Source organism: Nocardioides kribbensis (assembly GCF_015070375.1).
GTDB lineage: Bacteria > Actinomycetota > Actinomycetes > Propionibacteriales > Nocardioidaceae > Nocardioides > Nocardioides kribbensis.
In genome coordinates this window covers 365123-389930 of the sequence record NZ_JADCLL010000002.1, presented here as the reverse complement: position 1 = coordinate 389930, position 24808 = coordinate 365123, and the positions used below count along the sequence as shown (strand labels likewise).

The window sequence follows — 24808 nt, the reverse complement described above, 5'->3', positions numbered from 1 at the left end:
GTGCGCTCCTTCGGTGGGACGAGCGGGTGGATCAGGTGCAGGTCAGGGGGTGTCGCGGTGAGTCGGCGAGCGACTCAGTGGGTGATCTCGCACGGCCCGGCGGCCGCGCTGATGCAGGTCTGGATGTTGACGCCGTCGCCGGGCTGGGCCACGGTCAGCTCGCCGTTGCGCAGGTCGCGCACGGCGCCCTCGCGCAGCGGCAGGACGCAGCCGAAGCAGACGCCCATGCGGCAGCCGCTGGGCATCAGCACGCCCGCCGACTCGGCGGCGTCGAGGATGGTGGTGGCGCCGTCGGCCTCGACGACCGTGCCGCCGCCGGTGGGGCCGGTGAAGCTCAGCGTGCCGCCCTCGCCGGTGGCCACGACCGCGGTGCGGAAGCGCTCGATGTGCAGCGGCAGACCGGCCTCGCCGTGGTGGGCCTCGAGGGCGTCGAGCAGGCCGACCGGGCCGCAGGCGTACGTCGTGCGCTCGGCCAGGTCGGGCACCAGCGCGGCCAGCCCCGTGGCGGGGTCGGCGACGTCGAGCATGCCGTCGCGGTCGGTGTGCAGCTCCACGAGGCGCAGCCGGCCCTCCGCGGCGTACTGGCGCAGCTCGTCGCCGAAGATGACCTCCGAGCGCGAGAGCGCCGAGTGCAGCAGCACGATGTCGGCGCGCACCGGGGTGGCGCGGGAGAACATGTTGCGCAGCATGCCGATGACCGGGGTGATGCCGGAGCCCGCGGTGACCATGAGCAGCTTGGTCGGCAGCGGGTCGGGCAGCACGAAGTCGCCGTCGGCCTGGCCGAGGTGGATCATCTGGCCGGGCGTGAGGTGGTGCACGAGGTGGTTGGAGACCACGCCGTCGGGGATCGCCTTGACGGTGATCGAGATGCAGCCGTCGACGCGGGGGCCGTGGGTCAGCGAGTAGGTGCGCCACAGGCGCACGCCGTCGACGTCGACGCCCACGCGGAGGTACTGCCCCGGCACGTGGCCGGCCCAGTCGCGGCCGGGCTTGAGCACGATGGTGGCCGACTGCGCGGTCTCGGGCTGCACCGCGACGACCTTGGCGCGCAGGTCGGCGCCCTTGCGCAGCGGGTGGAAGACGTCGAGGACGTCGTCGAGCTCCAGCGGCGTGACCGCGGCCTCGGCGACGCGGCGCAGGCGCTGGCGCAGCGAGGGACGCCCGGTGGTCGGGCGCGGGCCGGTCGGCGCGGTGGTGGCGGCGCTCGCCGTCGTCGCGGCGGCGGCCGGGGCGGTGGCCTCGGTCGTCGTCTCGGCGGTGGTGGACACAGTGGCGCTCATGGGTTCCACTGTCCTACGCCAGGCCGTTAAAGTCCTGTGCCGGTGATGTGAAGTCATCGGGCTGTTTTGTTCGCAAGTGACAACTTGTGACGGCGACCGCGTCCATGTCGGGGTTGCGGTCGGACGGGAGGGTCGGATGGTGCGCCGCATCACCCGTCGTACGGCGGGCCACGGGCTCCAGCTGCCGGCGCGTGCCGTGAGCGAGATGCGCTCGGAGCTGGCGGTCGTGGCCGACCGCGTCGTCGACGCCATCATCGCCGACGTGCCCGGCTACGAGGGCGCGCTCAGCGGCCCCATGGGCGAGAACATCCGCACCGCGGTGCAGCTGGCCCTCGGCGGCTTCCTGTCGCTGGCCAGCGGCCGGCGCGGCGTCGACCCCCGCACCCCCGCCGCGCCGTCGGTCGAGGGCGCCTACCAGCTGGGCCGCGGCGAGGCCCGCAGCGGCCGCTCGACCGACGCGCTGCTCGCGGCCTACCGGATCGGGGCCCGCGTCTCGTGGCGCGAGATGTCGGCCACCGCCGTGCGCAGCGGCATGCCGGCCGAGACGGTGGCCTCCTTCGCCGAGCTGGTCTTCGCCTACATCGACGAGCTCTCCGCGGCCAGCGTGGCCGGCCACGCCGACGAGGTCACCACCGCCGGGCGCGCCCGGCAGCGGCTGCTGGAGCGGCTGGCCCAGCACCTGCTCGACGACGACACCCCCGTCGAGACCGTGCTCGACGCCGCCCAGCGCGCCGAGTGGGAGCCGCCCACCACGCTGACCGCCGTCCTGGTGCCCGACTCCCAGCTGCGGCCCGTGCTCTCGGCGGTGTCCGCCAGCACCCTGGTCGTGCCCGAGCCGCCCGCGCGGCCCGGCGCCGACCGCGAGTCGCTCGTGCTCGTGCCCGACGCCCACGACCACCGCCGCGCGGCGCTTCTGCGCGTGCTCGGCGACCGCGGCGCGCTGGCGGGCCCGGCGCGGCCGTGGCTGGAGGTGCGCGCCTCCTACGACCGCGCCGTGCGCGCCCGCGACCTGGGCCTGGCGCTCGACACCGAGGCCCACCTCACCGCCCTCGTGCTCAGCGCCGACGCCGCGGCCCGCGCGGACCTGCGCGCCCAGGTGCTCGCGCCGCTGGGCGACCTGCGCCCGGCCACCGCCGAGAAGCTGGTCGAGACGCTGCGCTCCTGGCTGCTGCACCAGGGCCGGCGCGAGGACGTCGCCGAGGCGCTCTTCGTGCACCCGCAGACCGTGCGCTACCGCATGGGCCAGCTGCGCGAGGTCTACGGCGAGCGTCTGGAGGACCCCGACTTCGTGCTCGCCCTCACCGTCGCGCTGGGCTGAGGCGCGGGCGGGGAGCGGGCGGGGCGCGTCCTACTGACCGTTGCGACCTCTACCTGACCGTCATGACTGTCAGGTAGAGGTCGCAACGGTCGGTAACACGAGGAGCAGGGGCCGTCTCCGCGGCCGGCCCGACCGCGGGGGTGAGACCCTCCTCATCCTTTTAGGGGGTATCCCGGGCCAGGTGCAACCGTGGGGGCCCCGGCGGGCGAAGCACAGGCATGGAGGTCATCGGAGCGCTCGAGGAGGAGCCGGTCGGCGCGCGTCTCGCACGCCGCGAGGAGACCGCCCTCGAGGAGGTCTACTCCGCCTACGGCCCCAGCCTGCTGGCCTACCTGCGCCGCTTCGTCGGCGACGACGCCGAGGACGTCCTGCAGCGCACGCTCATGGACGTGTGGCGCCAGGCCGACCGCTACGAGCCCACCATGCGGCTCAGCTCGTGGCTCTTCACGATCGCCCACCGCCGCGCCGTCGACACCCTGCGCACCCGCCGCCACGACGTCGTGCCCGTCGAGGACGCCCGCGACCTCGTGGGCGAGGACGGCCGCGAGACCGCGGAGCGGTACGCCGAGGCCGCCGACGTGCACGCCGCGCTGGCGCGACTGGGCGAGCGCGACCGCGAGGTGCTCGAGCTCGCCTACTTCGAGGGCCTCACCCAGCGCGAGATCGCCGACCACCTCGACCTGCCCCTGGGCACCGTCAAGGCCCGGGCCGCCCGCGCCTCGCGCCGCCTCGCCGACCTCGTGCGCACCGACGACCCGGACGGAGCCGACCAATGACCCCCCGCCGCCCCGACCTCCCCGGACGACCCGGCACCCCCGGCCCGCCTCCGGACGGGCAGGACCACCCCGACCTCCAGGCGCTGCTGCGCGCGGAGCTCGACAACGCCCACGTGCTCGCCGTCGGCGACCACCTGGCCGGCTGCCCGCAGTGCCGCGCCGAGCTGGCCGAGCAGGCCGTCGGCCACGCCCTGCTGACCCGGGCCGCCCGCACCCTCACCGCCCGGCCGGGCACCGCCGGCGGTGCCGGTGGCGCCGGCGCGGTCGGTGGACGAGCTGCCGGGGGCACCCCCGGCGCGGCCGGCCCCGCCGGCCGCCCACCACGGGGCGGCAGGCCGGCCCCCCGGACGCCGGCGACCGCGGGTGGCACCGCCTCGATGCCCGAGCCACCCCCGCTCGTGGTGTCGTCGCGACCCCGCGGTCGTCGGCCCCTGCTCGCGCTGGCCGCGGCGGTCGCCGTCGTCGCGGCCGGCGTGGGGGCCGCCGGGGGCTGGGCCCTCGCCGGCTCCGGACCCGACGCCACCGGCTCCCTCCCCGCCGCGGGCGGCGCACCGCAGACCCCCTCAGCCAGCCCCACCGGCAGTCCTGACGGCGGGCCGACCGGGCCGAGCACCGGTCCGGAGCCGCGACCGGTCGGAGCCGACCTGGCCCCGCTCGAGCGCCGCTTCCGCGACTCCGCCGGGGCGGTGGAGCTGGTCGACGTGCCCGGAGGCACCCGCGTCACCATCACCGCCTCCGGACTGCCCGAGCCCCGGCGCGGGGAGTTCTACGAGGCGTGGCTGCTCGACCCCGCGACCAACAAGATGCTCCCGCTCGGCACCCTCGGCCCCGACGGCTCCGCGGTCGTCGAGCTGCCCGCCGGGCTGGTCTCGGCCTACGCCGCCGTCGACGTCAGCCTCGAGCCCGACGACGGCGACCCCGCCCACTCCGTCACCTCCGCGCTGCGCGGCGCCTACGCCGGCCCGACCCGGGCCTGAGCACCGCCGACCGGCTCCAGCGGGCCCCAACCGGCCCACCCGGCCACCACCCCAGACCACCACTCGGACCGACCCACCAGAGAAACACCCACACAGGAGAGAAACCCCATGAAGAAGATCACCTCCGCCCTCGCCGCCACCGCCGCTGCCGCGACCCTCGCCGCCGGCGCCCTGGCCCCGGCCTCCGCCGCCCCGTCGGCCAAGCCGCAGGGCGACACCAGCCTCGCCGAGGTGCTGGCCGCCGACGGCAACCGCTTCGACCACAAGTCGCAGGACTTCGACGTCCTCGAGCGCGCCGTGCTCGCCGTGCTCAAGGCCAAGCCGGAGAGCCCCGTCGGCCTGCTCACCCAGGGCGAGGAGCGCGCCACCGCCTTCCTGCCCACCGACGCCGCCTTCCGCAACCTCGTGCTCAAGCTGACCGGCGAGCGCCCCGGCAACGAGCGCCAGACCTTCCGCCAGGTCGCCGCCGCGGTCGACGTGGACACCCTCGAGGCCGTCCTGCTCTACCACGTGGTCGCCGGCAAGACGCTGGTCTCGGAGAAGGTCGTCGCCTCCAAGGGCGAGCCCACCACCACCGCGCTCGGCGCCACCTGGACCGTGCGGGTCAAGGGCGGCGAGGTGCGCCTGGAGGACCAGGACACCAACGCCCGCGACCCCCGCGTCATCGCCCTCGACGTCAACCGCGGCAACAAGCAGGTCGCCCACGCCATCGACCGCGTCCTGCGCCCGATCGACCTCTGATCCGCCGCTGAGCCGCGGGCGCCCGCCCGCACCCACGACCGTCCGCCCCGGTGCCGCTGCGCCGGGGCGGACGGTCGTCGTACGCCGGCGGCGTCCTACTGATCGTTGAGCCCTCTGCCTGACCGTCATGACTGTCGGGTAGAGGTAGCAACGGTCAGTAGGACGCGGGCCGCGGGCCGCGGACCGCGGGGTTGCGGGGCTGAGGCCGCCGGGGCTCAGGGCGCCAGGGAGGCCTCGGCGGGCAGGGCGAGGGTGAGCACGGCGTCCTCGATCATCGGGTCCTGCTCGACGTCGGCCTCCAGGCCGCGCAGGCGCACCGCGAGCGCCGACTCCGCGTCGTCGCCGACCAGGTCGACGGCGGCGACCACGAAGAGCCGCTGCGGGCCGACGTACTCGACGTGGAGGTAGGTGATCCGCTCGATCTGGGGGTGGGCCAGCAGGCTGCGCAGCACCCGGGCCTGCAGCTGGGGGCCGAGGCCCTCGCCGAGGAGGTAGGCCATGTTGCGCCGCATCAGGAAGACCGCGACCACCGCGAGCAGCACGCCGATGGCGATCGAGGCCAGCGCGTCCCACACCGGGTCGCCGGTGAGCTGGTGCAGGCCGATGCCCGCGGCGGCCAGCACGATGCCGACCAGCGCCGAGGCGTCCTCGAAGAAGACCGCGCGCAGCGTCGGGTTGGAGGTCTCGGCGACGTAGCGCAGCGGGTGCACGCCCCAGCGCCGGGCGTCGCCGCCCACCTGGCGCGAGGCCTGCACGAACGACGTGCCCTCCAGCACCAGCGCCACCCCGAGCACGACGTAGTTGACGACGAACGACGCCTCCTCCTCCGTGCTGCCCAGCTGGGTCACGCCGTGCCAGACCGACACCACCGCGCCCGCCGAGAACAGCCCGAAGGCCGCCACCAGCGACCAGACGTACGTCGCGCGCCCGTAGCCGCGCGGGTGCTCGGCGTCGCGGGGCCGGCCTCCCGAGCGCTCGGCCACCAGCAGGAAGACCTCGTTGCCGGTGTCGGCCCACGAGTGCGCCGCCTCCGCCACCATCGCCGCCGAGCCGGTCACCACCGCCGCCACCGACTTGGCCAGCGCCAGCAGCGCGTTGGCCACGAGCGCGACCACGACGGTGAGCAGCGACTCGCCGCCGCTGCCCTCCCCCTCGCCCGACCCCTCGCCGGACCCCTCGTCGGACCCGTCGTGCTCCCCGTCCGCGCCGGACCCCTCGGGGCCGATGCCGCTGCGGGCCGGGCCGCGGGCCCGGGCAGGACCGGCCGGGTCGGCCGGGTCGGCGGTGTCGGCCGGGTCGGCCGGGTCGGCCGGGTCGGCGGGACGGGCTCGGTGGGCGACCGGCTCGGGGCCGCCGCGGGTGTCGCTCATGACTCCGTCGTACTCCTGCCGTCCTGAGCGCGACACCCCCGGGTGGGGTGGGGCGACCCGGCGGGCCCGTACCGTCGACGCCATGACCGCTCGCCCCTCGGCCCGCCCGTCCCGCCGCGCCGCGGCCCCCGCCCGCCCCGCGACGCTGCGTCTCGCGGCCGCGCTGGCCGCCGGTGCGCTGCTCGTCACCGGCTGCAGCTCCTCGGGCGGCGACGAGCCCGACGACACCGCGGCGCCCTCGTCCGAGTCCTCCAGCGCCCCCTCGACCAGCTCCTCGACCAGCCCCGGGTCCACCGCCGACGCGGGCGAGGGCAGCGGCGACTTCCCGCGCTACGTCGCCCTCGGCGACTCCTACACCGCGGCGCCGCTCGTGCCCGAGACCGACCCGCAGGACGGCTGCCTGCGCTCCACGGGCAACTACCCCAGCCTCGTCGCCGCCGCCATCGACGGCACCGCGCTCACCGACGTTAGCTGCTCCGGCGCCACCACCACGTCGCTGGTCGGCGTGCAGGAGACCTTCGACGGCCAGGCGCGCCCGGCGCAGTTCGACGCGCTCACCGAGGACACCGACCTGGTGACCCTCGGCATGGGCGGCAACGACTTCAACCTCTTCGCCACCCTCATCGGCCGCTGCGGCCAGCTCGCCGCCGAGGACCCCGAGGGCTCGCCCTGCGAGGACGCCGACCTGGTCAAGGACAACGTCTTCCGCCAGATCCGCGGCCAGCTCGCCGCCGCGCTCACCGGCGTCCTCGACCGCTCGCCCGACGCCCGGGTGCTGGCCGTCGGCTACCCCCAGATCCTGCCCGCCGAGGGCACCTGCCCCGACCGCATCGACCTCGCGGTCGGCGACTACCCCTACGCCCGCGACCTCAACGAGCGCCTCGACGCCGCCGTCGAGGGCGCCGCGAAGGACGCCGGGGTCGACTTCGTCGACGCCTTCGCCGCCACCGAGGGCCACGACCTGTGCGCCGAGGACCCGTGGATCAACGGGCGCACCACGCTCGAGGACCAGGCACTCGCCTACCACCCGCTCGCCGCCGAGCAGGAGGCCGTCGCCGCCGAGGTGCTGGCCGTGCTGGGTCAGGACTGAGCCGCGGCCCCGATCGCCACTTACTGACCGTTGCGACCTCTACCTGACTGTCGTGTCGGTCGGGTAGAGGTCGCAACGGTCAGTAACACGTGTCGCCGCCGGCCGGTCCGGACCCGGGGTCGGCCGGGTCAGAGGGTCGAGTGGACCTCGCGGCCGGCGACGTACGTCGCGGCGACGGGCATGGTGCGCAGCAGGGCCGCGGCCGCGGCGGGCGAGTCGCTGGGGGCCAGCGGGTCGCGGTCGAGCAGCACCAGGTCGCCGCGGGAGCCGGCGCCGACGGTGGGCTGGCCGTCGACGGAGGCCGCGAGCACCTCCTGCGGGGTCAGCGCCTGCTCGCCGTGCCACGCCTCCCGCTCGTCGGCGCTGCGGTGCACCGCGGCGGCCATGGCCAGCCACGGGTCCAGCGGCGAGACCGGGGCGTCGGAGCCGAGGGCCAGCTCGACGCCGTCGTCGAGCATCCAGCGGTAGGCGAAGCAGCGCGCGGAGCGCTCGCCCCAGATCTTCTCGGTCAGGTCGCGGTCGTCGAGCAGGTGGGCCGGCTGCACGCTGGCGCGGATGCCGAGCTCGGCCATGCGGCGCACGTCGGCGCGGTTGACCATCTGCGCGTGCTCGATCGAGCCGCGGGCGCCGGTCACGGCGTAGGCCTCGAGCGCCTCGGCGCAGGCGGCGTCGCCGATGGCGTGGGTGGCGACCTCGAGGCCGTGGGCGTGGGCGCGGGCCAGCAGCTCGCGCAGCTCCTCGCCCGACAGGTTGGGCTGCCCGGCGGGGTACTCCAGCCGGTGGGCGTCGCCGTAGGGCTCGCAGCACCACGCGGTGCGGGTGTTGAGGGAGCCGTCGCTGATGATCTTGAGCGGCCCCATCGTGGCGCGGTCGTCGCAGCCGGGCAGCGGGTCGCCGGTGCGCAGGCCCATGGCGATGACGTCGTCGAGGCCCTCGGCGTAGGTCGACATGCGCAGCCGCAGCAGGTCGCAGCCGTGCGACCAGCGCTCGGCCCACTCCGCGGCGCCGCCGGAGAACTCGTAGTCGACCAGTCCGACGATGCCCAGCGCGGCGGCGTGGTCGAGGGTGCGGCGGTAGGCCTCGGGCGAGGTGCCGTCGTCGCCGATGAGCGAGGACAGGCGCGCGTAGGCGCGGAACCACTCCGCCTCGCGCACCACCGAGTCGCGCACCGGCAGCGCGAGGTGCAGCAGCGCGGTGGTGTTGAGCCAGGCGTGGTGGGCGTCGCCGGAGATCAGCACCACCGGGGTGTCGCCGGTGACGGCGTCGAGCTCGGAGACGGTGACCTCGCGGTCCCAGCCGGCCGAGCGGTGGCCCCAGCCGATGACGGGCAGCTCGGGGTACTCTCGCACCCGCTCGGCCACCAGCGCCGTCGCCTGCTCCGGCGAGCGCGCCTCGGTGAGGTCGAGCCGCGCCGAGGTGAGGGTCCACTGGGCCAGGTGGACGTGCTGGTCCCACAGGCCCGGCGCCACCCAGCGCCCCGCGGCGTCGACCTCGCGGTGCTCGTCGTACGCCGTGGTCGGCGCGCTCAGCCGCGGCCCGACCGCCGTGACCCGGCCGTGCTCGACGAGCACGTCGACGGGGGCGTCGGGGGCCCGGTCGGTGCCGCGGTCGGCCGCGCGGACGGGCACGATCCGGGCGTTGCGCACGAGGAGGCTGCTCATGGGCGCCAACCGTAGGGAGGTCATGCGCCCATCGCCGAACCGGCGACGAGGCGTGGACGGACGGCTCCGTCGCGGTGGGCCGGGGCGGCTCGGCGGTGCACCGCGCGGGCGCGGCCCCCGCTCGGTGCAGGGGCTGCGCTGCGACCGCCGAGGTGCTGCGGGCCTGTGGCGGTGGTCACCGCCGGTCGGAGCCGCAGGCCCGCCGTACGGCGCGTCCCGGGGCGGTCCCGGGGCGGTCCCGGGGTGGCCCGGACCGGGGCCGGAGGGGACCGGCCACCCGCACCCGCCGGGTAAAGACCCTCACGGCGCCGGGGGCCGCGGGGCGGTTACGGTGTCGCCATGGGTCTCCGGGGTGCGCTCGTCGCGATGGCGCTGGCCGTCGTCGGCGCGCTCGCCGGCGGCCTGGTCGCCGGGTCCCGCAGCGACGCCCCCGCAGCCTTCGGCCCGCCCGTGCCGGTGGCCGCCGCCTCCCCGGCCGTGCCCACCGACCCACCGGTCGAGATCTCCCCCGACCCCGACTACCCCGCGCTGGTGCGGGGCCTGCCCACCACGCGCGTCGTCGTCGGCACCGCCCCCTTCACGCTGTCGGTGCCGATCCCCGACGGCTGGGTGCGCAGCGACTCCGCGGCCGGCGAGTGGCGCTGGTTCCCCGGGCCGCCCGACGACGTGAAGTACACCTACTTCCTGCGGGTGCGCCTGATCGGCAACGACTACCAGAGCATCGAGAGCGCCCTCACCTCACGGATCGCGGCCCTGGAGAGCGCGACCGCGGTGGAGGACCTCGACGTGGAGTACCGCTCGCGCGACACCTTCGTCTCCACCTACGTCGAGGGCGGCTACAAGCGCGTCAGCTACGAGCGCTTCATCGGCACCGGCCCCGCCGACCCCACGGCCTACGCCTCCATCGCTGTCATCGGTCGCGAGTCGGACCGCGACGGGCTCAGCGCGCTGCTGGAGAAGGTCACCGCCGGCGCGCGCGCCTGAGACCCGCCCTCGCCGTCGTCCCCGCGCGCCACCGCCACAGCCCCCCCGCCCTCACGCGCGGGCTCGGGCGCGGGCGCGGGCCGGCCCGACCCGGGCGCGGCGGGGCCGCGGGTCAGAGCCCGTAGGTGCGGACGCTGTCGAGCACGCGGTAGGCCTCGGCGGTGGTGTCGCTGCGCACCTGCACCCACAGCAGCCGGTTGACCGCGACGCGCACGACGCGCTCCACGGTGACCCCGCCGGGGCAGCCGGTGTGCACGACGGTGCGGGTGGGGCGGCCGTCGACGGTGCTGGTGACCGGCTCCTGCGGGCTCTCGCACTCCGCGTGGCCGGGCATGAGGGTCGGCAGGGCGTCGCCGGCCATCAGGCCGAGGAAGACCCCCTCCCCGTCGCTGTCGGGGTCGGTCCAGGAGGCGTCGGTGCCGACGGAGAGGGCGTCGTACGACGCGTCGCCCGCCGGGCCGGCCCACGGCTCGTCGGCCTCGGCGGCGTCCCAGCCGGCCGGCACCTCGACGGCCAGACGACCGGTGGCGTCGCTGACGGTGAGCCGCTCGGGGGCCCGGCCGTCGACCCAGGCGTAGCCCGCGAGGGCGCCGGCGCCGAGGGCCAGCACGCCCGCGACGGCGCCGACGAGCGCACCCGCGACCCGGCGGCGGCGCGTGGGCCGGGCGGTCCGGGCGGGCGGGGAGGGCTCGGGCAGCTCACCCGACGGCTGGTGCACCGAGGGCCGCGCGCCGGGCTGGGTCAGCTCGGGGTCGAGGGGCAGCCACGGCCGCGAGATCGAGCCCGTCGACCCCTGCCGGCCCACCAGCGGGTCGAGCGCCGCCGACAGCGCGGCCACGAAGGCCGTGACGTCGGGCCAGCGCTCGTCGCGGTCGACCGCGAGCGCGCGGCGCACCACGGCGTCGACCTCGGGCGGGAAGGGCCGCTCGTCGGTGGACAGCGGCGCCGGGTCGTCGGGGTGGGCCGCCGCCTGCAGGCTGGTGTGGGCGTGGGCGGGGCGGCCGGTGAGCAGCAGGTAGGCCAGCGCGCCCAGGGAGTACTGGTCGGCGCGGGCGTCGGGCGCCTCCGCGCGGGCCTGCTCGGGTGCGACGTAGGACGGTGTGCCGGCCACCATCGTCAGCCGGCTCGACACGTCGAGGGCCTTGCCCAGCCCCAGGTCGCCCAGCAGCGCCTGCACGTCGCCGGTCGCGGCGGTGGCGTCGGCGGGGTCGCGGGTTTCACCGGCCGGCTGGTGAAACCCGCACCTGTCGGCCCACTCGTCGGCCGACAGGTGCGGGTCCGGGCCGACCGGTGTGACGGGTGGGGCCGGTGAGGTCGCCACGCCCGGCCCGGCGTGGCCGCCGCGGGTGGTGCGGAAGAGGACGTTGGCGGGCTTCACGTCGCGGTGGAGGATGTCGAGGTCGTGCAGCGCCTGGAGCCCGAGACCGACCTGGCGGACGACCTCCAGCGCCTGGCGGGCGGTGAGGCCCTCCACCTCGAGGCGGTCGGCGAGGGTGCCCTGGTCGGCGTACGACATGACGAGGTAGGGGCGGCCGTCGTCGAGCTCGCCGGCGTCGTAGACGCGCACGACGTGCGGGGAGTCGACGCGGCGCAGGTAGCGGCCCTCCTCGAGGAAGCGGCGGCGCACCTGGAGGTCCTCGGTCCAGTTGTCGGCCAGCACCTTGACCGCCACCGGGGAGTCGAGCTGCTCGTCGTAGGCCAGCCACACCGTCGCGAAGCCGCCCGAGCCGACGCGTCGACGCACGGCGTAACGACCGAGACGCGAGGGCATGGACACGCGAGCATGATAGGAGCGGTCTGGTCCGGTTGGGGCGCCACCACGAGGGGAAGGAGGTCGGACATGCCCGGCACGCACAGCACCGACACCCCGGGGGCGCTGACCCCCGACGACATCGACGACCTCGCCCGGCGCGCCCAGGACGGCGACCGCGACGCCCTGGAGGACCTGCTCGCGGCGGTGCGCCCCCGCGCGCTCAACGTCTGCCGCGGGGTCCTGCCCTTTTCCTCCGACGCCGAGGACGCCTGCCAGGAGGCGCTGATCAACATCGCCGCCAAGATCGGCTCCTGGGGCGGGCGCGGCCGCTTCACCACGTGGATGCACGTGGTGGCCGTCAACAGCGCCCGCAGCACCTACCGCCGGATGAAGAACCAGGCTGTCGCCGCCGACCCGCAGGCCGGCGGTCCGCTCGCCGACCGTCCCGACCCGCGCACCACCAGCGTCATCGCCGGCACCCGCCTCGACCTGCTCGAGGCGATGGAGACCCTCGAGCGCGAGCACCCGCAGTACGTCGAGCCGCTCCTGCTCCGCGACGTCTACGGCCTGCCCTACGACGAGATCGCCCGCCTGCTCTCCCTGCCGCTCGGCACCGTCAAGGCCCAGATCCACCACGGCCGCAAGCTGGCGCGGCCGATGCTCAGCGGCGAGGCCTGAGGGCGCGGCTGCGGGTTTCACCAGCCGGCTGGCGAAACCCGCACCTGTCGGCCCGCGCGTCGGCCGACACGTGCGGGTCCGGGCCGACCGGTGTGACGGACGGGGCGGATGGTGCGCGGCTGCGCCCGGCGCGGGCGACCCGGTGGTCGACCGGGGCAGCGCAGCCCTCGTGCTCGTTGGCCGCGCCTGACAGGCTCACCCCATGCGCATCCTCGTGCTCGGCGGCTCGGTCTTCCTCTCGCGCGCGGTCGCCCAGGAGGCGCTCGAGCGGGGCCACGAGGTCACCTGCGCCTCGCGCGGTCGCAGCGGCACCGTGCCGGAGGGCGCCGAGCACGTCGCGTGGGACCGCTCGACGCGCGTCGTGCCGCCGGCGCTGGCCTCGCAGCGGTGGGACGTCGTGGTCGACGTGGCCCGCACGCCCTCCTGGGTACGCCGCTCGGTGACCACCTGGCCCGAGGCCCACCACGTCTTCGTCTCCACCGTCAACGTCTACTCCGACGACGCCACCCCCGGCCAGACCCCCTCCCGCGGGGCGCTGCGCCCGGCCCAGCACGCCGACGTCGACCCCACCACCGACCCCGACGCCTACGGCGCCATGAAGGTCGCCTGCGAGGAGATCGTGCTCGCCGGCGCCGCGCGCAGCCTCGTGCTGCGACCCGGGCTGCTGATCGGGCCCGGCGACCCCTCGGGCCGCTTCACCTACTGGCCGGCGCGGCTCGCGGAGGCCGGCGACGGCGAGCCCGTGCTGGCCGGCGGCTCGCCCCGCGACGTCGTGCAGGTGCTCGACGCCCGCGACCTCGCCACGTGGGTCGTCACCGCGGCCGAGCGCCGCCTCACCGGCGCCTACGACGCGGTCGGCCCCACCACCACCGCCGGCGAGCTGCTGGCCGAGGTGGCCGCCGGCGTCGGCGTCACCCCGCGGCTGCGGTGGGTCGCCTCCGACCGGCTCGAGGCGGCCGGCGTGCAGCCGTGGTCGGGCCCCGACTCGCTGCCGCTGTGGCTGCCGCGCCCGGCCTACGACGGGATGCTGGCCCACGACGCCACCCCCAGCCTGGCCGCGGGGCTCGTCGTGCGGCCGGTGGCCGACTCGGCGCGCGACACGCTGGCCTGGCTGCGCGCGACCCCCGGCGCCCCCACCACCGGCCTGACGCGCGAGGCCGAGGCCGTGGTGCTCGCCGCGGGGTGAGGCTCCGCCCCGCGGATCGCCCGCGGCCCGCAGGCGGACGTCATGCGCGACGTGGATGCGCCTCCACCCCACGCATGACGTCCCACCCGGGAGCGGGCGACCTCAGAACAGCAGCGCCGAGGCGGGGTCCTCGAGGATGGAGGCGACGTCGGCGAGGAACTGCGAGCCGGCCTGGCCGTCGACGTGGCGGTGGTCGAAGGACAGCGCCAGCGTCGTCACCTGCCGCACGACGATCTCGTCGACCCCGTCGCGGGTGACTACCCACGGCTTCTTGGTGACCGCGCCGAAGCAGAGGATCGCCGACTCGCCGGGGTTGATGATCGGGGTGCCGGCGTCGACGCCGAAGACGCCGACGTTGGTGATCGTGAACGTGCCGCCCGCCATCTCCGCCGGCTGGGTGCGGCCCTCGCGCGCGGTGGCGGTGAGCTCGCCCAGCGCCGCGGCGAGCTCGGGCAGCGCCAGGTCGTGGGCGTCCTTCACGTTGGGCACCACCAGGCCGCGGGGGGTGGCGGCGGCGATGCCGAGGTTGACGTAGTGCTTGAGCACGACCTCCTGGGCGGCCTCGTCCCACGTGGAGTTGATGACCGGCGTGCGGCGCATCGCGAGCACGCAGGCGCGGGCGAGCACCAGCAGCGGCGAGACCTTGAGCCCGCGCAGGTCGCGGTGGTCCTTGAGCCGCTCGACCAGCTCCATGGTGCGGGTGACGTCGACGGTGACCCACTCGGTGACGTGGGGCGCAGAGAACGCCGAGCCGACCATCGCGCCGGCCATCATCTTGCGCACGCCCTTGACCGGCTCGCGGGTCTCGCGGGCGCCGCCGGCCGCGGCCGGCCGGGGCGTCGAGGCGGACGTCGAGGCCGGCGACGTGGCCGGCACCGGCTCGGGAGCGGCCCCCCGGCCGGCGGCGGCGTGGACGTCGTCGCGGGTGACGGTGCCGCCGGGCCCGGAGGCACGGCAGGCGGCGAGGTCGACCCCGAGGTCCTTGGCCAGCTTGCGCACCGGCGGCTTGGCCAGGGCGCGTACGGCGGCGGGGTCGGTGGCCCGGGCCGGCACGAGCGCGTCGACCGGCTCGGGCACCGGCGGGGCCGGGGTGGCGGGCACGACCGGCTCGTCGGAGGCCACGACCTCGTCTGACTCCGCACCGCCCGGCGCGAAGGCGCCCTGGAGCTGCATCTGGGTGTTGGCGCCGGCCTCGGTCGAGGGCGAGGCCGACCCCTTGCGGGCGCGGCGCACAGGGCCGCGCTCGGCCTTGTTGCGCCCGACGAGGCTCTCTCCCTCCCCACCCCCGGAGGCGGCGGGGTTGGACAGGTCGATGGCCATCTCCGGCTGGGGCGCGGCGGCGGCCGGCCCCGGCGCGGGCTCGCCGGTCGACGGGCCGGTCGACGCGGGGTCGCCCACGCGGATGATCGGGGTGCCGACGTCGACGGTGACGCCGGCGTCGACCATCAGCGCGAGCACGGTGCCGGCGTAGGGCGAGGGCAGCTCGACCAGCGACTTGGCCGTCTCGATCTCCACGATGATGTCGTTGATCGCGATGACGTCGCCGACGGCGACCTTCCACTCGACGATCTCGGCCTCGGTGAGGCCCTCGCCGACGTCGGGGAGGAGGAACTCCTGGGTGGGGGCCTGGGTGGTCGTCATCAGAACTCCATGCTGCGGTCGACGGCGTCGAGGACCCGGTCGAGGTCGGGGAGGAAGTCCTCCTCGATCCGGGAGGCGGGGTAGGGGGTGTCGAAGCCGCCCACCCGCAGCACCGGGGCCTCCAGGGAGTAGAAGCACTGCTCGGTGATGCGGGCCGACAGCTCCGCGCCCAGGCCGAGGTTGACGTGGGCCTCGTGGGCCACGACGGCCCGGCCCGTACGCCGCACCGACTCCAGCACCGGGGCCATGTCGAGGGGCGAGAGCGTGCGCAGGTCGATCACCTCGAGCGAGCGGCCCTCGGTGGCGGCGGCCTCGGCGGCCTTCATCGCCGTCTTGACCATCGGCCCGTAGGCCAGCAGCGTCACGTCGGTGCCGCGCCGCACCACCCGCGAGGTGAACAGCGGCGCGGGGGTGGCGGTGGTGTCGAGGTCGGCCTTGTCGGCGTGGTACTGCCGCTTGGGCTCCAGGAAGATCACCGGGTCGTCGCAGGCGATGGCCTGCTGGATCATCCAATAGCCGTCGACGGGGTTGGAGCAGGTGACGACCTTGAGCCCGGGGGTGTGGGCGAACTGCGCCTCGGGCGACTCGCTGTGGTGCTCCACGGCGCCGATGCCGCCGCCGTAGGGGATCCGGATGACCATCGGCATCCTGGAGCGGCCCTTGGAGCGGTAGCTCATCTTGGCCACCTGGCACACGATCTGGTCGTAGGCGGGGTAGACGAACCCGTCGAACTGGATCTCCACCACCGGGCGGTAGCCGCGCAGCGCCATGCCGACCGCGGTGCCGACGATGCCCGACTCCGCGAGCGGGGAGTCGATGACGCGGTCCTCGCCGAAGTCCTTCTGCAGGCCGTCGGTGATGCGGAAGACGCCGCCGAGCTTGCCGACGTCCTCGCCCATGAGCAGGACCTTGGGGTCGTCCTCCATCGCGCGGCGCAGCCCCATGTTGAGCGACTTGGCCAGCGTGACCTTCTGGGTGCTCATCGGTCGGCTCCTTCGAAGGACTCGAGGTAGGCCGCGAAGCCGTCGCGCTGGGCGGCGAGCTCGTCGGTCATCTCTGCGTAGACGTGGTCGAACATGTCGAGCGGCTGCGGGTCGGGCATCGCCTTGCAGCCCTCGCGCAGGCGCGCGCCCAGGTCGTCGGCCTCGTCCTTGACCCCGGCGATGAAGGCGTCGTCGACCAGGCCGTTGCGGCGCAGGTAGACCTCGACGCGGGCGATCGGGTCCTTGAGCTTCCAGCTCTCCACGTCGTCGGAGAGGCGGTAGCGGGTCGGGTCGTCGGTGGTGGTGTGGGCGCCCATCCGGTAGGTGTAGGCCTCCACGAAGGTCGGGCCCTGCCCGTCGCGGGCGCGCTGCAGGGCGGCCTGGGTGACGGCGTAGGTGGCCAGCACGTCGTTGCCGTCGACGCGCACGCCGGGGAAGCCGAAGCCCAGGGCGCGCTGGTAGAGCGGGATGCGGGTCTGGCGCTCGATCGGCTCCGAGATGGCCCACTGGTTGTTCTGGCAGAAGAACACCACGGGGGCGTTGTAGGAGGCGGCGAAGATGAAGGCCTCGTTGACGTCGCCCTGCGAGGAGGCGCCGTCGCCGAAGTGGGCGATCACCGCGGCGTCGCGCTCGGGGTCGCCGGTGCCGACGACGCCGTCGCGCTGCATGCCCATGGCGTAGCCGGTGGCGTGGAGGGTCTGCGCGCCGATGACGATGGTGTAGAGCCCGAAGTGGTTCTCCTCGGGGTCCCACGCGCCGTGGTCGACGCCGCGGAAGAGCCCGAGCAGCTTGAGGGGGTCCACGCCCTTGCACCACGCGACGCCGTGCTCGCGGTAGGTCGGGAAGACGTGGTCCTGGGTGCGCAGCGCGCGGCCGGCGCCGATCTGCGCGGCCTCCTGGCCCAGCAGCTGGGCCCAGATGCCGAGCTCGCCGTGGCGCTGCAGCGCCGTGGCCTCGGTGTCGATGCGCCGGGTGAGCACCATGTCGCGGTAGAACCCGCGCAGCTGCTCGGCGCTGAAGTCCATGTCGAACTCCGGGTGGTGGACGCGCTCGCCCTCCGGGGTCAGCAGCTGGACCAGCTCGGGGCCGCCGTCGCTCTGGGAGGGTCCGAAGACCTCCACCAGGTCGGGGCCGAACGTCGAGTCAGGGGACACGTGCGCACTCCTTCGCTCTCACCGGCCCGACGGGGTCTCCGAGGCCGTACGGCGTGTCCGAGCGGGCCGCCAGGCGCGGGGTGGTGCACCTGTGACCCCGGACACATCGTGGTCGGGGACAACGTACCTGCGCGGGTGAGATGGCCGCCAATCACCCGCCGTAGCCTCGGCGCATGGCCTCCTCCGCCCGCCCCGTCGTGACCGCCTCGGCCGTCGTCGACGCCCCGCCCGCCGTCGTCTTCGACATCCTGGCCGACCCCCGGCAGCACCCGCTGATCGACGGCTCCGGCACCGTGAGGGGCTCGACCAGCGGGCCCCCGCGGCTGGAGCTGGGCTCGACCTTCGGCATGGACATGCGCATCGGCGCGCCGTACAAGATCCGCAACAAGGTCGTCGAGCTCGAGCCCGACCGGCTGATCGCCTGGCGCCACGTCGGGCTGCACCGGTGGCGCTACGAGCTGGAGGAGCTGCCCGCCGACGCCACCGGCGGCACGGCCCGCACGCGGGTCACCGAGACGTGGGACATCAGCCGCTACCCCGGCCTCGTGCAGGCCGCCTACCACCGCGCCGGCGTGGCCGCGAAGATCCAGCGCGGCATCGAGAAGACCCTGGTCAAGCTGAGCGCGGCCGCCGAGCAGGCGGCCCGGAAGGAGACGACATGAGCATCCGCAAGGGCACCGAGGTCAGCTGGTCGTGGGGCAACGGCACCGCGAGCGGCACCGTCACCGAGGTCCATCACGACACCGTCGAGCGCACCACCGAGGGCTCGACGATCACCCGCCACGGCAGCGACGACGACCCGGCCTACGTCATCGAGCAGGAGGACGGCACCGTCGTGCTGAAGCTGCGCTCCGAGGTCGACCGGGCCTGAGTCGCGGCGCGGGCCCGGTCGTCTCGGGACGGGGCGCGGCGGCGCGGTCGCCGGGCCGCGGGCGGGCGCCTCGGTGGAGGCCGCGGTGGAGGCCGCGGTGGAGGCGTCAGTGGAGCTCGCCGAGGTCCTCGTGGGCGCCGTGGGAGACCGGCTCGACCTGGAAGGTCGCGTGGCGCACGTCGAAGTGCTCCGCGACGCAGTGGCACAGGTCGTCGAGCACGGCCCCGACGCCGCGCTCGGCCAGCGCCGCGTCGGTGACCGTCACGTGGGCCGAGAGGCTCGGCAGGCCGCTGGTGATGGTCCAGGCGTGGAGGTCGTGCACGTCGACGACGCCGGGCACGTCCTCGATGTGGCGGCTGACCTCGCCCAGGTCGAGGCCGGCGGGGGCCACCTCCAGCAGCACCGCGACGGCGTCGCGGGCCAGCACGAGGGCGCGCGGCAGGATCATCACCGCGATCAGCAGCGAGGCCAGCGGGTCGGCCTGCAGCCAGCCCGTGGCGAGCACGACGACGCCGGCGGCGATGGCCAGCACCGAGCCGAGCAGGTCGGCGAAGACCTCGTTGGCGGCGCCGCGCAGGTTGAGCGAGCCCGACTCCGAGCGGCTGAGCACCAGCATCGACACGGCGTTGGCGAGCAGGCCGACCGTGGCGAAGGCGATCATCGGCCCCGCCTCCACCTCCTGGGGGTCGGCGAGCCGGCTCAGGCCGGCCCAGGCGAGGTAGCCGCAGACCACCAGCAGCACCAGCGCGTTGAGCAGCGCGGCGAGGATCTCCGCGCGGTGCAGGCCGAAGGTGGAGCGGGGGCCCGGGCGGAGCCCGGCGACGTACGACGCCCCGAGCGCGAGCACGACGGCGCCGGCGTCGGTGGCCATGTGGCCCGCGTCGGCGAGCAGCGCCAGGGAGCCGGTGACCACGGCGCCCACGACCTCGAGCACCATGACGCTCGCGGTGACCGCCAGCACCACCCGCAGCCGCCGCCGGTCGGCCGCGCGACCCGCGGCGTGGCCGCCCGGGTGGCCGCCCGCCTGCCGGCCCGCGTGCCCGTGTCCGTGCCCGTGTCCGACTCCCACGCGCGCCAGCCTAGGTGGCCCGGGCAGGCGTGGCGCGACGGCGCCCGGGGTAGGAGCGGCCATGGCCACCCCCGCCGACCCCCCTCCCGGCACTCCCCCGCCCGAGCCCGCCAGTCCTGGGAGTCCCGCCGAGCCCGCCGAGCTGGCGCGGCTGGTCGAGACCTCCCGCTTCACCCCCGTGCGGCTGCGCAGCGGCTACGACATGGGCCAGGTCGACGACTTCCTCGCCGACCTGGTGCAGACCCTGCGCTCGGGCGGCGACCCGGTCGCCCCGGCCACCGCCGCCCGCTTCGCCACGGTCAGGCTGCGCGAGGGCTACGAGACCGCGGACGTCGACGCGCTCCTCGACGAGGTCGTGGTGCGCAGCGGCGGCACCCCGCGCGTCCGGCGCGATGCCGACGACCCGCGCCCCGCAGGGGGCCCGGGCCACGGCGCGCCGGCCGGCACCGTCTCGATCGTGCAGGAGCAGAAGGGCCTGCTGGCCCGGCTGTTCCACCGCTAGGCGCGCCGACCCGCCCGACCGGCACCGACCGGCACCGACCGGGCACCAGCCCGGGGACGAGCCCGAGGATCAGCGCAGGGACTCGCGTCCGTGGGGGGTGTGCCAGACGGCCGGGTCGGGCCCGGCGGGCACGATCCCCGACGGGTTGATGTCGGTGTGGACGACGTAGTAGTGCGCCTTGATCTGGTCGAAGTCGATGGTCTCGCCGAAGCCCGGGGTCTGGAAGAGGTCGCGGGCGTAGCCCCACAGCGCCGGCATCTCGGTGAGCTTGTTGCGGTTGCACTTGAAGTGGCCGTGGTAGACCGCGTCGAAGCGGGCCAGGGTGGTGAAGAGCCGCACGTCGGCCTCGGTGATGGCCGACCCCATGAGGTAGCGGCGGTCGGTGAGCCGCTCCTCGAGCCAGTCCAGGGCGGTCCACAGCCGCTGGTAGGCCTCGTCGTAGGCCTCCTGGGAGCCGGCGAAGCCGCAGCGGTAGACGCCGTTGTTGACCTCGGTGAAGACGCGCTGCATGACCTCCTCCATCTCCTCGCGGACCTCGGCGGGCCACAGGTCGGGGGCGTCGGCGCGGTGGAAGTCGCGCCACTCGTGGAAGAGGTCGTGGGTGATCCACGGGAAGTCGTTGGTGACCAGCTCGCCGCTGGACTCCTCCACCATCGCGGGCACGGTGATCCCGCGCTCGTAGTCGGGGAAGCGCGCGAGGTAGGCCTCCTGGAGCCGCTCGATGCCCAGCACGGGGTCCTTGCCGCCGGGGTCGAGGTCGAAGGTCCAGCTGCGGGCGTCGTGGGTGGGGCCGGGCATCCCGAGGGAGACGACGTCCTCGAGGCCCAGCAGGCCCCGCACGATGATGGCGCGGTTGGCCCAGGGGCAGGCCTTGGCGGCGACCAGGCGGTAGCGGCCGGCCTCCACCGGCCACATCCGCCCGTCGGTGGGGCCGTGCTCGGGGGTGCGGGCGTCGCGGGTGATCCGGTCGGACACGTAGGTCGTGTCGCGCTGGAACTCCTTGCCCTTCTCGACGTACGTCGGGGTCTGGTCGTCGCTCATGCCCGCGACGCTAGGCGCCCGCCGCGCGCCCCGGCTCACCCACCCGCACACATCGCGGCCCGGCCGGGGGAGGCGACCGCCCGCTGGTCGAGACCAGTGACAACCACCGGCCCGGAGGTGTTGAGTGTGCCCCTGCGCTGTCGATCGGGGGGATCATGGCGACTCAGCCCGCGGAGGGCCCGTCGTGCGTCCCCGCGCGCACCCACCACCCGGACCTGGACGACTGGTCCGACGCGTCCTCGCGCGCGGCGCTGCAGCTGCTGGTGGAGTCGGTGGCGCTGATGGTCGGCTTCGACGTGGCGACCCTCTCGGTGGTCGTCGACGACGACCTGGTCACCGTGGCCTACGCCGGGCCCGAGCAGCACCGCGAGGCCGTGCTGGCCACCGACTCCGTGGCGATCCTCGAGCCCGTCGTCGCCGCGGCCGAGTCCTGGGGCCGCTTCCGCTTCCTGCGCGCCGAGCACCACGACGGGCACCTCGACGGCACCTGGGTGCGCATCGAGACCCCCGTGGCGGGCGACGACACCGATCCGCAGGAGAGGTGGGACCCGTGGGACGTGCTCCTCGCGCTGCTCACCGACGCCGCGGGCCAGGTCGTGGGCGTGCTCTCCCTCGACGGTCCCCTCGACGGCCGCCGCCCCGACGGGGTGCGCCGCGACCTGCTGGAGCGCTACGCCGCCCACGTCGAGCAGGCGCTGCTCAGCGCCCGCGACCGCGAGGAGGTCGGCCAGCGCGCCGCACGCGCCCAGGCCACCCACCACCTGGTGCGCTCCACGCTCGCCCCCGAGCACCAGACCCCTGAGGAGCTGCTCGAGGCCGCCCTTCCGCTGCTCGTGGAGGGCTTCGCCGCCGACGCGGCCTGCGTGCAGCTGCTCGACCCGGCCGTGGCCGTGCCGATCCACTCCCGCGACGGGGAGCCGCTGCGCGCCCCCCGCTCGCTGCGGGTGATCGCGCGAGCACTGGGCCCCGAGCTCGTCGGCCCCCCGCGCGCCCTGGTGCTGCGCGCGGGCGAGCCCACCCGCGCCCTCGCCGCGCACCCCGGCCTCGACGCGCACGGCCAGCGACTGCTGCAGGCCACCTCGATGGGCAGCGCCCTCGCCGTGCCCGTGCTGCGCGGCACGACGTACGCCGGGATCTGCGTGCTCTCCCGCGCGCCGGGCGCGGGGTCGTGGTCACCGGTGGACCAGCAGGCCGCCCTCGTGGTCGGCGGCGACCTCGGCACGGCCCTCGCGGTCGCCCAGGTGCGCCAGCGCGAGCGGGCGCTGCTGCGCGAGCTGCAGGAGGTCGACGAGCGGCGCGCGCAGCTCATCGCCACCCTCACCCACGAGCTGCGCGGGCCCCTCACCGTGGTCTCGGGCAACCTCGAGCTGCTCGGCATGCTCGGCCATCCCGAGCCGGCGGCGACCTTCGAGGCCTCGATCGGGCGCGGCGTGGCCAAGATGCGCGGCGTCGTCGACGACCTGCTCCGGCTGGCCCAGGCCGACGACCGTCAGCGCGCCAGCCTGCGCACCCGGGTCGACCTCGGGGCGCTCGTGCGCGACGTGGTCGGGCTCTACCAGGCCACCGCCGGCGTCGCCGGGGTCGCCCTGGAGGTCGGCCCCGGCGACCCGCAGGCCGCGACGACCGGCGACCCCGTGGAGGTGGAGCGGCTGCTCGACAACGTGCTGACCAACGCGCTGAAGTACACCGACGCCGGCGGGCGCGTGGTCGTCTCCGCCGAGCGCCGCGGCAGCGAGGTCGCGCTCGTCGTGGCCGACGACGGCATCGGCATCTCCCCCGAGGACCAGGCCGGCCTCTTCGAGCCCTTCGTGCGCTCCTCCGACCCCGCCGCCCTGCGCCGCCCGGGCACCGGCCTCGGGCTGAGCATCGTCGCCGGCATCGCCCAGCGCCACGGCGGGCGCGTCGAGGTCGACTCCGCCCTCGGCCGCGGCACCACCGTCACCGTCGTCCTCCCGGGCTGCGACTGAGCGACCGCGGGGCCGCCCTGCCCGCCGCCGGCGCTCGCCGCCCCCGCCGCCCCCGCCGCCTGCGTCTTACTGACCATTGAGACCTCTACCTGACCGTCACGACTGTCAGGTAGAGGTCTCAACGGTCAGTAAGACGCGCAGCCGGCCGCCGCTGGCCCGGGGCGGGCGCAGGTCGGTCAGGGGCCGGGGCGCTCGCGCAGGGCGACCCGGTCGCCGCGGAAGCGGTCGAGGTCGGCGCGCACCTCGGGCGAGATCGGCCACGAGGCCTGGGCGGCGTGGTCCCAGAAGACCAGCGAGCTCTCGGCGACCACGGCCGGCGGGTGGTCGCGCTCGACCCGCACCTCGGAGGAGATCGTGAACGACGAGCGGCCCACGTGGGCCAGCCAGATGCGCACCAGGAACGGCTGGTACGGCGCGAAGCGCATCTCCGCGTGGTAGTCGACGCGCTGGGAGCCCATCAGCTCCGAGACCCCGCCCGGCACCCGGGCCAGCAGACCGACGCCCGCGGGCAGGCCCAGCGGGGCGAAGCGGAAGAACTGCGTGCGCGCCTCGTCGAGCACCCGGATCGCCTCGACGTTGTCGACGTGCCCGCCCGTGTTGACGTCGCGGTAGCGCGCCTGGATCTCGCCGTCGAACACCTCGCCCATGACGCGATCCTCCCATCCGCGCGCCGGGCCCTCGGGGCTCACCCGCGCCGGAAGGCCGCGGCCACCTCCAGCAGCCGGTCGTTGCCCTCGACCTCGCCGATCGAGACCCGGGCGCCCGCGCCGGCGAAGGGGCGCACGACGATGCCGGCGGCGTCGCAGGCGGCCGCGAAGTCGGCGGTGCGCTCGCCGAGGGGGAACCACACGAAGTTGCCCTGGGAGTCGGGGATCGACCAGCCCGCCGCCCGCAGCGCGGCGCCCACGCGGTCACGCTCGGCCACGAGGTCGGCGACCCGCTCGAGCAGCGCCTCCTCGGCGTCGAGGGAGGCCAGGGCGGCGGCCTGGGCGACCGAGGAGACGCCGAAGGGCAGGGAGACCGCCCGCAGCGCCGCGGCGACCTCGGCCTGCGCCACGGCGTAGCCGACCCGGAAGCCGGCGAGGCCGTAGGCCTTGGAGAAGGTGCGGAAGAGCACGACGTTGGGGTGGGCGCGGTAGGTCGCGAGACCGTCGACGGCGTCGGGCATCCGCACGAACTCCAGGTAGGCCTCGTCGACGACGACCACGACGTGCGACGGCACCTGGGCGAGGAAGGCGTCGAGCGCGGTCTGGGTCACCGAGGGGCCGGTGGGGTTGTTGGGGGTGCAGACGATGACGACCTTGGTGCGGTCGGTGACGGCGGCGGCCATCGCGTCGAGGTCGTGCTCGGCGTCGGCGGTCAGCGGCACGGGCACCGAGGTCGCGGCGGCGGAGGTGATCGCGATCGGGTAGGCCTCGAAGGAGCGCCAGGCGTGCACCACCTCGTCGCCGGGGTCGCAGAAGGCCTGGAGAAGCTGGTAGATCAGCGCCACCGAGCCCGTGCCGGCGGCCAGGTCGCCGACCGGCACGCCGAGCTTCTCCGACAGCCCGGCGTAGAGGGCGCTGTTGCCCATGTCGGGGTAGCGGTTGGCCAGGTCGACCGCGGCGTGGGCCGCCTCGATCACCCCGGGCAGCGGCGGGAAGGGGTTCTCGTTGGAGGAGAGCTTGTAGGTCACCAGGTCGTCGCGGGGCACCGGCGGCTTGCCGGGCACGTACGCCGGGATCTGGGTGACGGTGGCCCGTGGCCGGGGGGTGCTCATGGGTGCA

Annotated in this window: 23 protein-coding genes; 12 read left to right on the top strand and 11 right to left on the bottom strand. The window is 75.5% G+C overall.

From position 1 onward, the window contains the following. Positions 1-74: 74 nt before the first annotated feature. On the bottom strand, positions 75-1280 hold the full coding sequence (locus tag IR170_RS07430; RefSeq protein ID WP_193661854.1) for a ferredoxin reductase: 1206 nt from the start codon (positions 1278-1280) through the stop codon (positions 75-77). Positions 1281-1416: 136 nt separating this feature from the next. Here IR170_RS07430 and IR170_RS07425 point away from each other — a divergent pair, with 136 nt between their 5' ends. The 4 genes from IR170_RS07425 to IR170_RS07410 all read left to right on the top strand — a co-directional run bounded on the left by IR170_RS07425 (position 1417) and on the right by IR170_RS07410 (position 5092). Continuing rightward, complete coding sequence (locus IR170_RS07425) at positions 1417-2598, top strand: PucR family transcriptional regulator (protein WP_193661853.1); 1182 nt, start codon at positions 1417-1419, stop codon at positions 2596-2598. Between the two features lie 218 nt (positions 2599-2816). After that, entirely contained in the window at positions 2817-3374 is a 558-nt protein-coding gene (locus IR170_RS07420; RefSeq protein ID WP_193661852.1) for an RNA polymerase sigma factor, read from the top strand. Next, on the top strand, positions 3371-4351 hold the full coding sequence (locus tag IR170_RS07415) for an anti-sigma factor domain-containing protein (RefSeq protein WP_193661851.1): 981 nt from the start codon (positions 3371-3373) through the stop codon (positions 4349-4351). Before IR170_RS07420 ends, IR170_RS07415 begins: the two co-directional genes overlap by 4 nt. Before the next feature lie 108 nt (positions 4352-4459). Further along, a complete protein-coding gene (locus IR170_RS07410) occupies positions 4460-5092 on the top strand; it encodes a fasciclin domain-containing protein (RefSeq protein WP_193661850.1) in 633 nt (210 codons plus the stop codon). Between the two features lie 215 nt (positions 5093-5307). On the opposite strand, the gene IR170_RS07405 is transcribed toward IR170_RS07410, so the two are convergent. Further along, positions 5308-6462: a cation diffusion facilitator family transporter gene (locus IR170_RS07405; protein ID WP_193661849.1), complete on the bottom strand. Its 1155-nt coding sequence runs from the start codon at positions 6460-6462 to the stop codon at positions 5308-5310. An 82-nt stretch (positions 6463-6544) separates the two neighbouring features. Between IR170_RS07405 and IR170_RS07400 the strand changes: the two genes are divergently transcribed. Further along, positions 6545-7552, top strand: a complete 1008-nt coding sequence (locus IR170_RS07400) for an SGNH/GDSL hydrolase family protein (protein ID WP_193661848.1) — start codon at positions 6545-6547, stop codon at positions 7550-7552. 128 nt (positions 7553-7680) lie between these two features. Here the strand turns inward: IR170_RS07400 and IR170_RS07395 are convergent, their stop codons facing one another. Continuing rightward, complete coding sequence (locus tag IR170_RS07395; RefSeq protein ID WP_193661847.1) at positions 7681-9213, bottom strand: amidohydrolase; 1533 nt, start codon at positions 9211-9213, stop codon at positions 7681-7683. Positions 9214-9552: 339 nt separating this feature from the next. Here IR170_RS07395 and IR170_RS07390 point away from each other — a divergent pair, with 339 nt between their 5' ends. Further along, complete coding sequence (locus IR170_RS07390) at positions 9553-10197, top strand: hypothetical protein (protein ID WP_193661846.1); 645 nt, start codon at positions 9553-9555, stop codon at positions 10195-10197. Positions 10198-10309: 112 nt separating this feature from the next. On the opposite strand, the gene IR170_RS19385 is transcribed toward IR170_RS07390, so the two are convergent. Next, positions 10310-11968 carry a serine/threonine-protein kinase gene (locus tag IR170_RS19385; protein WP_227488877.1) on the bottom strand — a complete coding sequence of 553 codons (1659 nt, stop codon included), beginning with the start codon at positions 11966-11968 and terminating at the stop codon, positions 10310-10312. Positions 11969-12037: 69 nt separating this feature from the next. Here IR170_RS19385 and IR170_RS07380 point away from each other — a divergent pair, with 69 nt between their 5' ends. Continuing rightward, positions 12038-12628 carry an RNA polymerase sigma factor gene (locus tag IR170_RS07380; RefSeq protein WP_193661845.1) on the top strand — a complete coding sequence of 197 codons (591 nt, stop codon included), beginning with the start codon at positions 12038-12040 and terminating at the stop codon, positions 12626-12628. Between the two features lie 202 nt (positions 12629-12830). Further along, complete coding sequence (locus IR170_RS07375) at positions 12831-13814, top strand: NAD-dependent epimerase/dehydratase family protein (protein WP_193661844.1); 984 nt, start codon at positions 12831-12833, stop codon at positions 13812-13814. A 102-nt stretch (positions 13815-13916) separates the two neighbouring features. Here the strand turns inward: IR170_RS07375 and IR170_RS07370 are convergent, their stop codons facing one another. Genes IR170_RS07370 through pdhA form a run of 3 tightly spaced genes read right to left on the bottom strand, consistent with a single transcriptional unit; the run spans position 13917 to position 17562 of the window. After that, entirely contained in the window at positions 13917-15455 is a 1539-nt protein-coding gene (locus IR170_RS07370) for a dihydrolipoamide acetyltransferase family protein (protein WP_193661843.1), read from the bottom strand. Next, positions 15455-16438: an alpha-ketoacid dehydrogenase subunit beta gene (locus IR170_RS07365; protein ID WP_193661842.1), complete on the bottom strand. Its 984-nt coding sequence runs from the start codon at positions 16436-16438 to the stop codon at positions 15455-15457. The genes IR170_RS07370 and IR170_RS07365 overlap by 1 nt, the downstream gene beginning before the upstream one ends. After that, positions 16435-17562 carry a pyruvate dehydrogenase (acetyl-transferring) E1 component subunit alpha gene (gene pdhA / locus IR170_RS07360; RefSeq protein WP_056865274.1) on the bottom strand — a complete coding sequence of 376 codons (1128 nt, stop codon included), beginning with the start codon at positions 17560-17562 and terminating at the stop codon, positions 16435-16437. The genes IR170_RS07365 and pdhA overlap by 4 nt, the downstream gene beginning before the upstream one ends. Before the next feature lie 203 nt (positions 17563-17765). Here pdhA and IR170_RS07355 point away from each other — a divergent pair, with 203 nt between their 5' ends. Further along, on the top strand, positions 17766-18254 hold the full coding sequence (locus tag IR170_RS07355; protein WP_193661841.1) for an SRPBCC family protein: 489 nt from the start codon (positions 17766-17768) through the stop codon (positions 18252-18254). After that, positions 18251-18463 (top strand): hypervirulence associated TUDOR domain-containing protein, encoded by a 213-nt coding sequence (locus IR170_RS07350; protein ID WP_193661840.1) that lies wholly within the window; start codon positions 18251-18253, stop codon positions 18461-18463. Before IR170_RS07355 ends, IR170_RS07350 begins: the two co-directional genes overlap by 4 nt. Before the next feature lie 106 nt (positions 18464-18569). On the opposite strand, the gene IR170_RS07345 is transcribed toward IR170_RS07350, so the two are convergent. Next, on the bottom strand, positions 18570-19532 hold the full coding sequence (locus tag IR170_RS07345) for a cation diffusion facilitator family transporter (RefSeq protein WP_319804954.1): 963 nt from the start codon (positions 19530-19532) through the stop codon (positions 18570-18572). 61 nt (positions 19533-19593) lie between these two features. Here IR170_RS07345 and IR170_RS07340 point away from each other — a divergent pair, with 61 nt between their 5' ends. Further along, the gene (locus tag IR170_RS07340) at positions 19594-20034 is read left to right on the top strand and encodes a DivIVA domain-containing protein (protein ID WP_193661838.1); all 441 of its coding nucleotides are present in this window, start codon (positions 19594-19596) and stop codon (positions 20032-20034) included. 69 nt (positions 20035-20103) lie between these two features. Here IR170_RS07340 and IR170_RS07335 read toward each other — a convergent pair whose 3' ends face one another. Further along, positions 20104-21075 carry a glutathione S-transferase C-terminal domain-containing protein gene (locus tag IR170_RS07335; protein WP_193661837.1) on the bottom strand — a complete coding sequence of 324 codons (972 nt, stop codon included), beginning with the start codon at positions 21073-21075 and terminating at the stop codon, positions 20104-20106. A gap of 155 nt (positions 21076-21230) precedes the next feature. Between IR170_RS07335 and IR170_RS07330 the strand changes: the two genes are divergently transcribed. Further along, entirely contained in the window at positions 21231-23042 is a 1812-nt protein-coding gene (locus IR170_RS07330; protein WP_193661836.1) for a sensor histidine kinase, read from the top strand. Positions 23043-23218: 176 nt separating this feature from the next. On the opposite strand, the gene IR170_RS07325 is transcribed toward IR170_RS07330, so the two are convergent. Beyond that, positions 23219-23689 carry an acyl-CoA thioesterase gene (locus tag IR170_RS07325; RefSeq protein WP_056864981.1) on the bottom strand — a complete coding sequence of 157 codons (471 nt, stop codon included), beginning with the start codon at positions 23687-23689 and terminating at the stop codon, positions 23219-23221. Between the two features lie 38 nt (positions 23690-23727). Continuing rightward, on the bottom strand, positions 23728-24801 hold the full coding sequence (gene hisC, locus IR170_RS07320) for a histidinol-phosphate transaminase (RefSeq protein ID WP_193661835.1): 1074 nt from the start codon (positions 24799-24801) through the stop codon (positions 23728-23730). Positions 24802-24808: the final 7 nt, after the last annotated feature.

Bases quoted from the DNA above. Each gene is read 5' to 3' on its own strand.
- IR170_RS07365 (WP_193661842.1), bottom strand. From the start codon at position 16,438: ATGAGCACCCAGAAGGTCACGCTGGCCAAGTCGCTCAACATGGGGCTG.
- IR170_RS07395 (WP_193661847.1), bottom strand. From the start codon at position 9,213: ATGAGCAGCCTCCTCGTGCGCAACGCCCGGATCGTGCCCGTCCGCGCG.
- IR170_RS07330 (WP_193661836.1), top strand. From the start codon at position 21,231: ATGGCGACTCAGCCCGCGGAGGGCCCGTCGTGCGTCCCCGCGCGCACC.
- IR170_RS07390 (WP_193661846.1), top strand. From the start codon at position 9,553: ATGGGTCTCCGGGGTGCGCTCGTCGCGATGGCGCTGGCCGTCGTCGGC.
- IR170_RS07405 (WP_193661849.1), bottom strand. From the start codon at position 6,462: ATGAGCGACACCCGCGGCGGCCCCGAGCCGGTCGCCCACCGAGCCCGT.
- IR170_RS07375 (WP_193661844.1), top strand. From the start codon at position 12,831: ATGCGCATCCTCGTGCTCGGCGGCTCGGTCTTCCTCTCGCGCGCGGTC.
- IR170_RS07420 (WP_193661852.1), top strand. From the start codon at position 2,817: ATGGAGGTCATCGGAGCGCTCGAGGAGGAGCCGGTCGGCGCGCGTCTC.
- IR170_RS07380 (WP_193661845.1), top strand. From the start codon at position 12,038: ATGCCCGGCACGCACAGCACCGACACCCCGGGGGCGCTGACCCCCGAC.
- IR170_RS19385 (WP_227488877.1), bottom strand. From the start codon at position 11,968: ATGCCCTCGCGTCTCGGTCGTTACGCCGTGCGTCGACGCGTCGGCTCG.
- hisC (WP_193661835.1), bottom strand. From the start codon at position 24,801: ATGAGCACCCCCCGGCCACGGGCCACCGTCACCCAGATCCCGGCGTAC.
- IR170_RS07370 (WP_193661843.1), bottom strand. From the start codon at position 15,455: ATGACGACCACCCAGGCCCCCACCCAGGAGTTCCTCCTCCCCGACGTC.
- IR170_RS07425 (WP_193661853.1), top strand. From the start codon at position 1,417: ATGGTGCGCCGCATCACCCGTCGTACGGCGGGCCACGGGCTCCAGCTG.
- IR170_RS07325 (WP_056864981.1), bottom strand. From the start codon at position 23,689: ATGGGCGAGGTGTTCGACGGCGAGATCCAGGCGCGCTACCGCGACGTC.
- IR170_RS07350 (WP_193661840.1), top strand. From the start codon at position 18,251: ATGAGCATCCGCAAGGGCACCGAGGTCAGCTGGTCGTGGGGCAACGGC.
- IR170_RS07340 (WP_193661838.1), top strand. From the start codon at position 19,594: ATGGCCACCCCCGCCGACCCCCCTCCCGGCACTCCCCCGCCCGAGCCC.
- IR170_RS07355 (WP_193661841.1), top strand. From the start codon at position 17,766: ATGGCCTCCTCCGCCCGCCCCGTCGTGACCGCCTCGGCCGTCGTCGAC.
- IR170_RS07410 (WP_193661850.1), top strand. From the start codon at position 4,460: ATGAAGAAGATCACCTCCGCCCTCGCCGCCACCGCCGCTGCCGCGACC.
- IR170_RS07400 (WP_193661848.1), top strand. From the start codon at position 6,545: ATGACCGCTCGCCCCTCGGCCCGCCCGTCCCGCCGCGCCGCGGCCCCC.
- IR170_RS07415 (WP_193661851.1), top strand. From the start codon at position 3,371: ATGACCCCCCGCCGCCCCGACCTCCCCGGACGACCCGGCACCCCCGGC.
- IR170_RS07430 (WP_193661854.1), bottom strand. From the start codon at position 1,280: ATGAGCGCCACTGTGTCCACCACCGCCGAGACGACGACCGAGGCCACC.
- IR170_RS07335 (WP_193661837.1), bottom strand. From the start codon at position 21,075: ATGAGCGACGACCAGACCCCGACGTACGTCGAGAAGGGCAAGGAGTTC.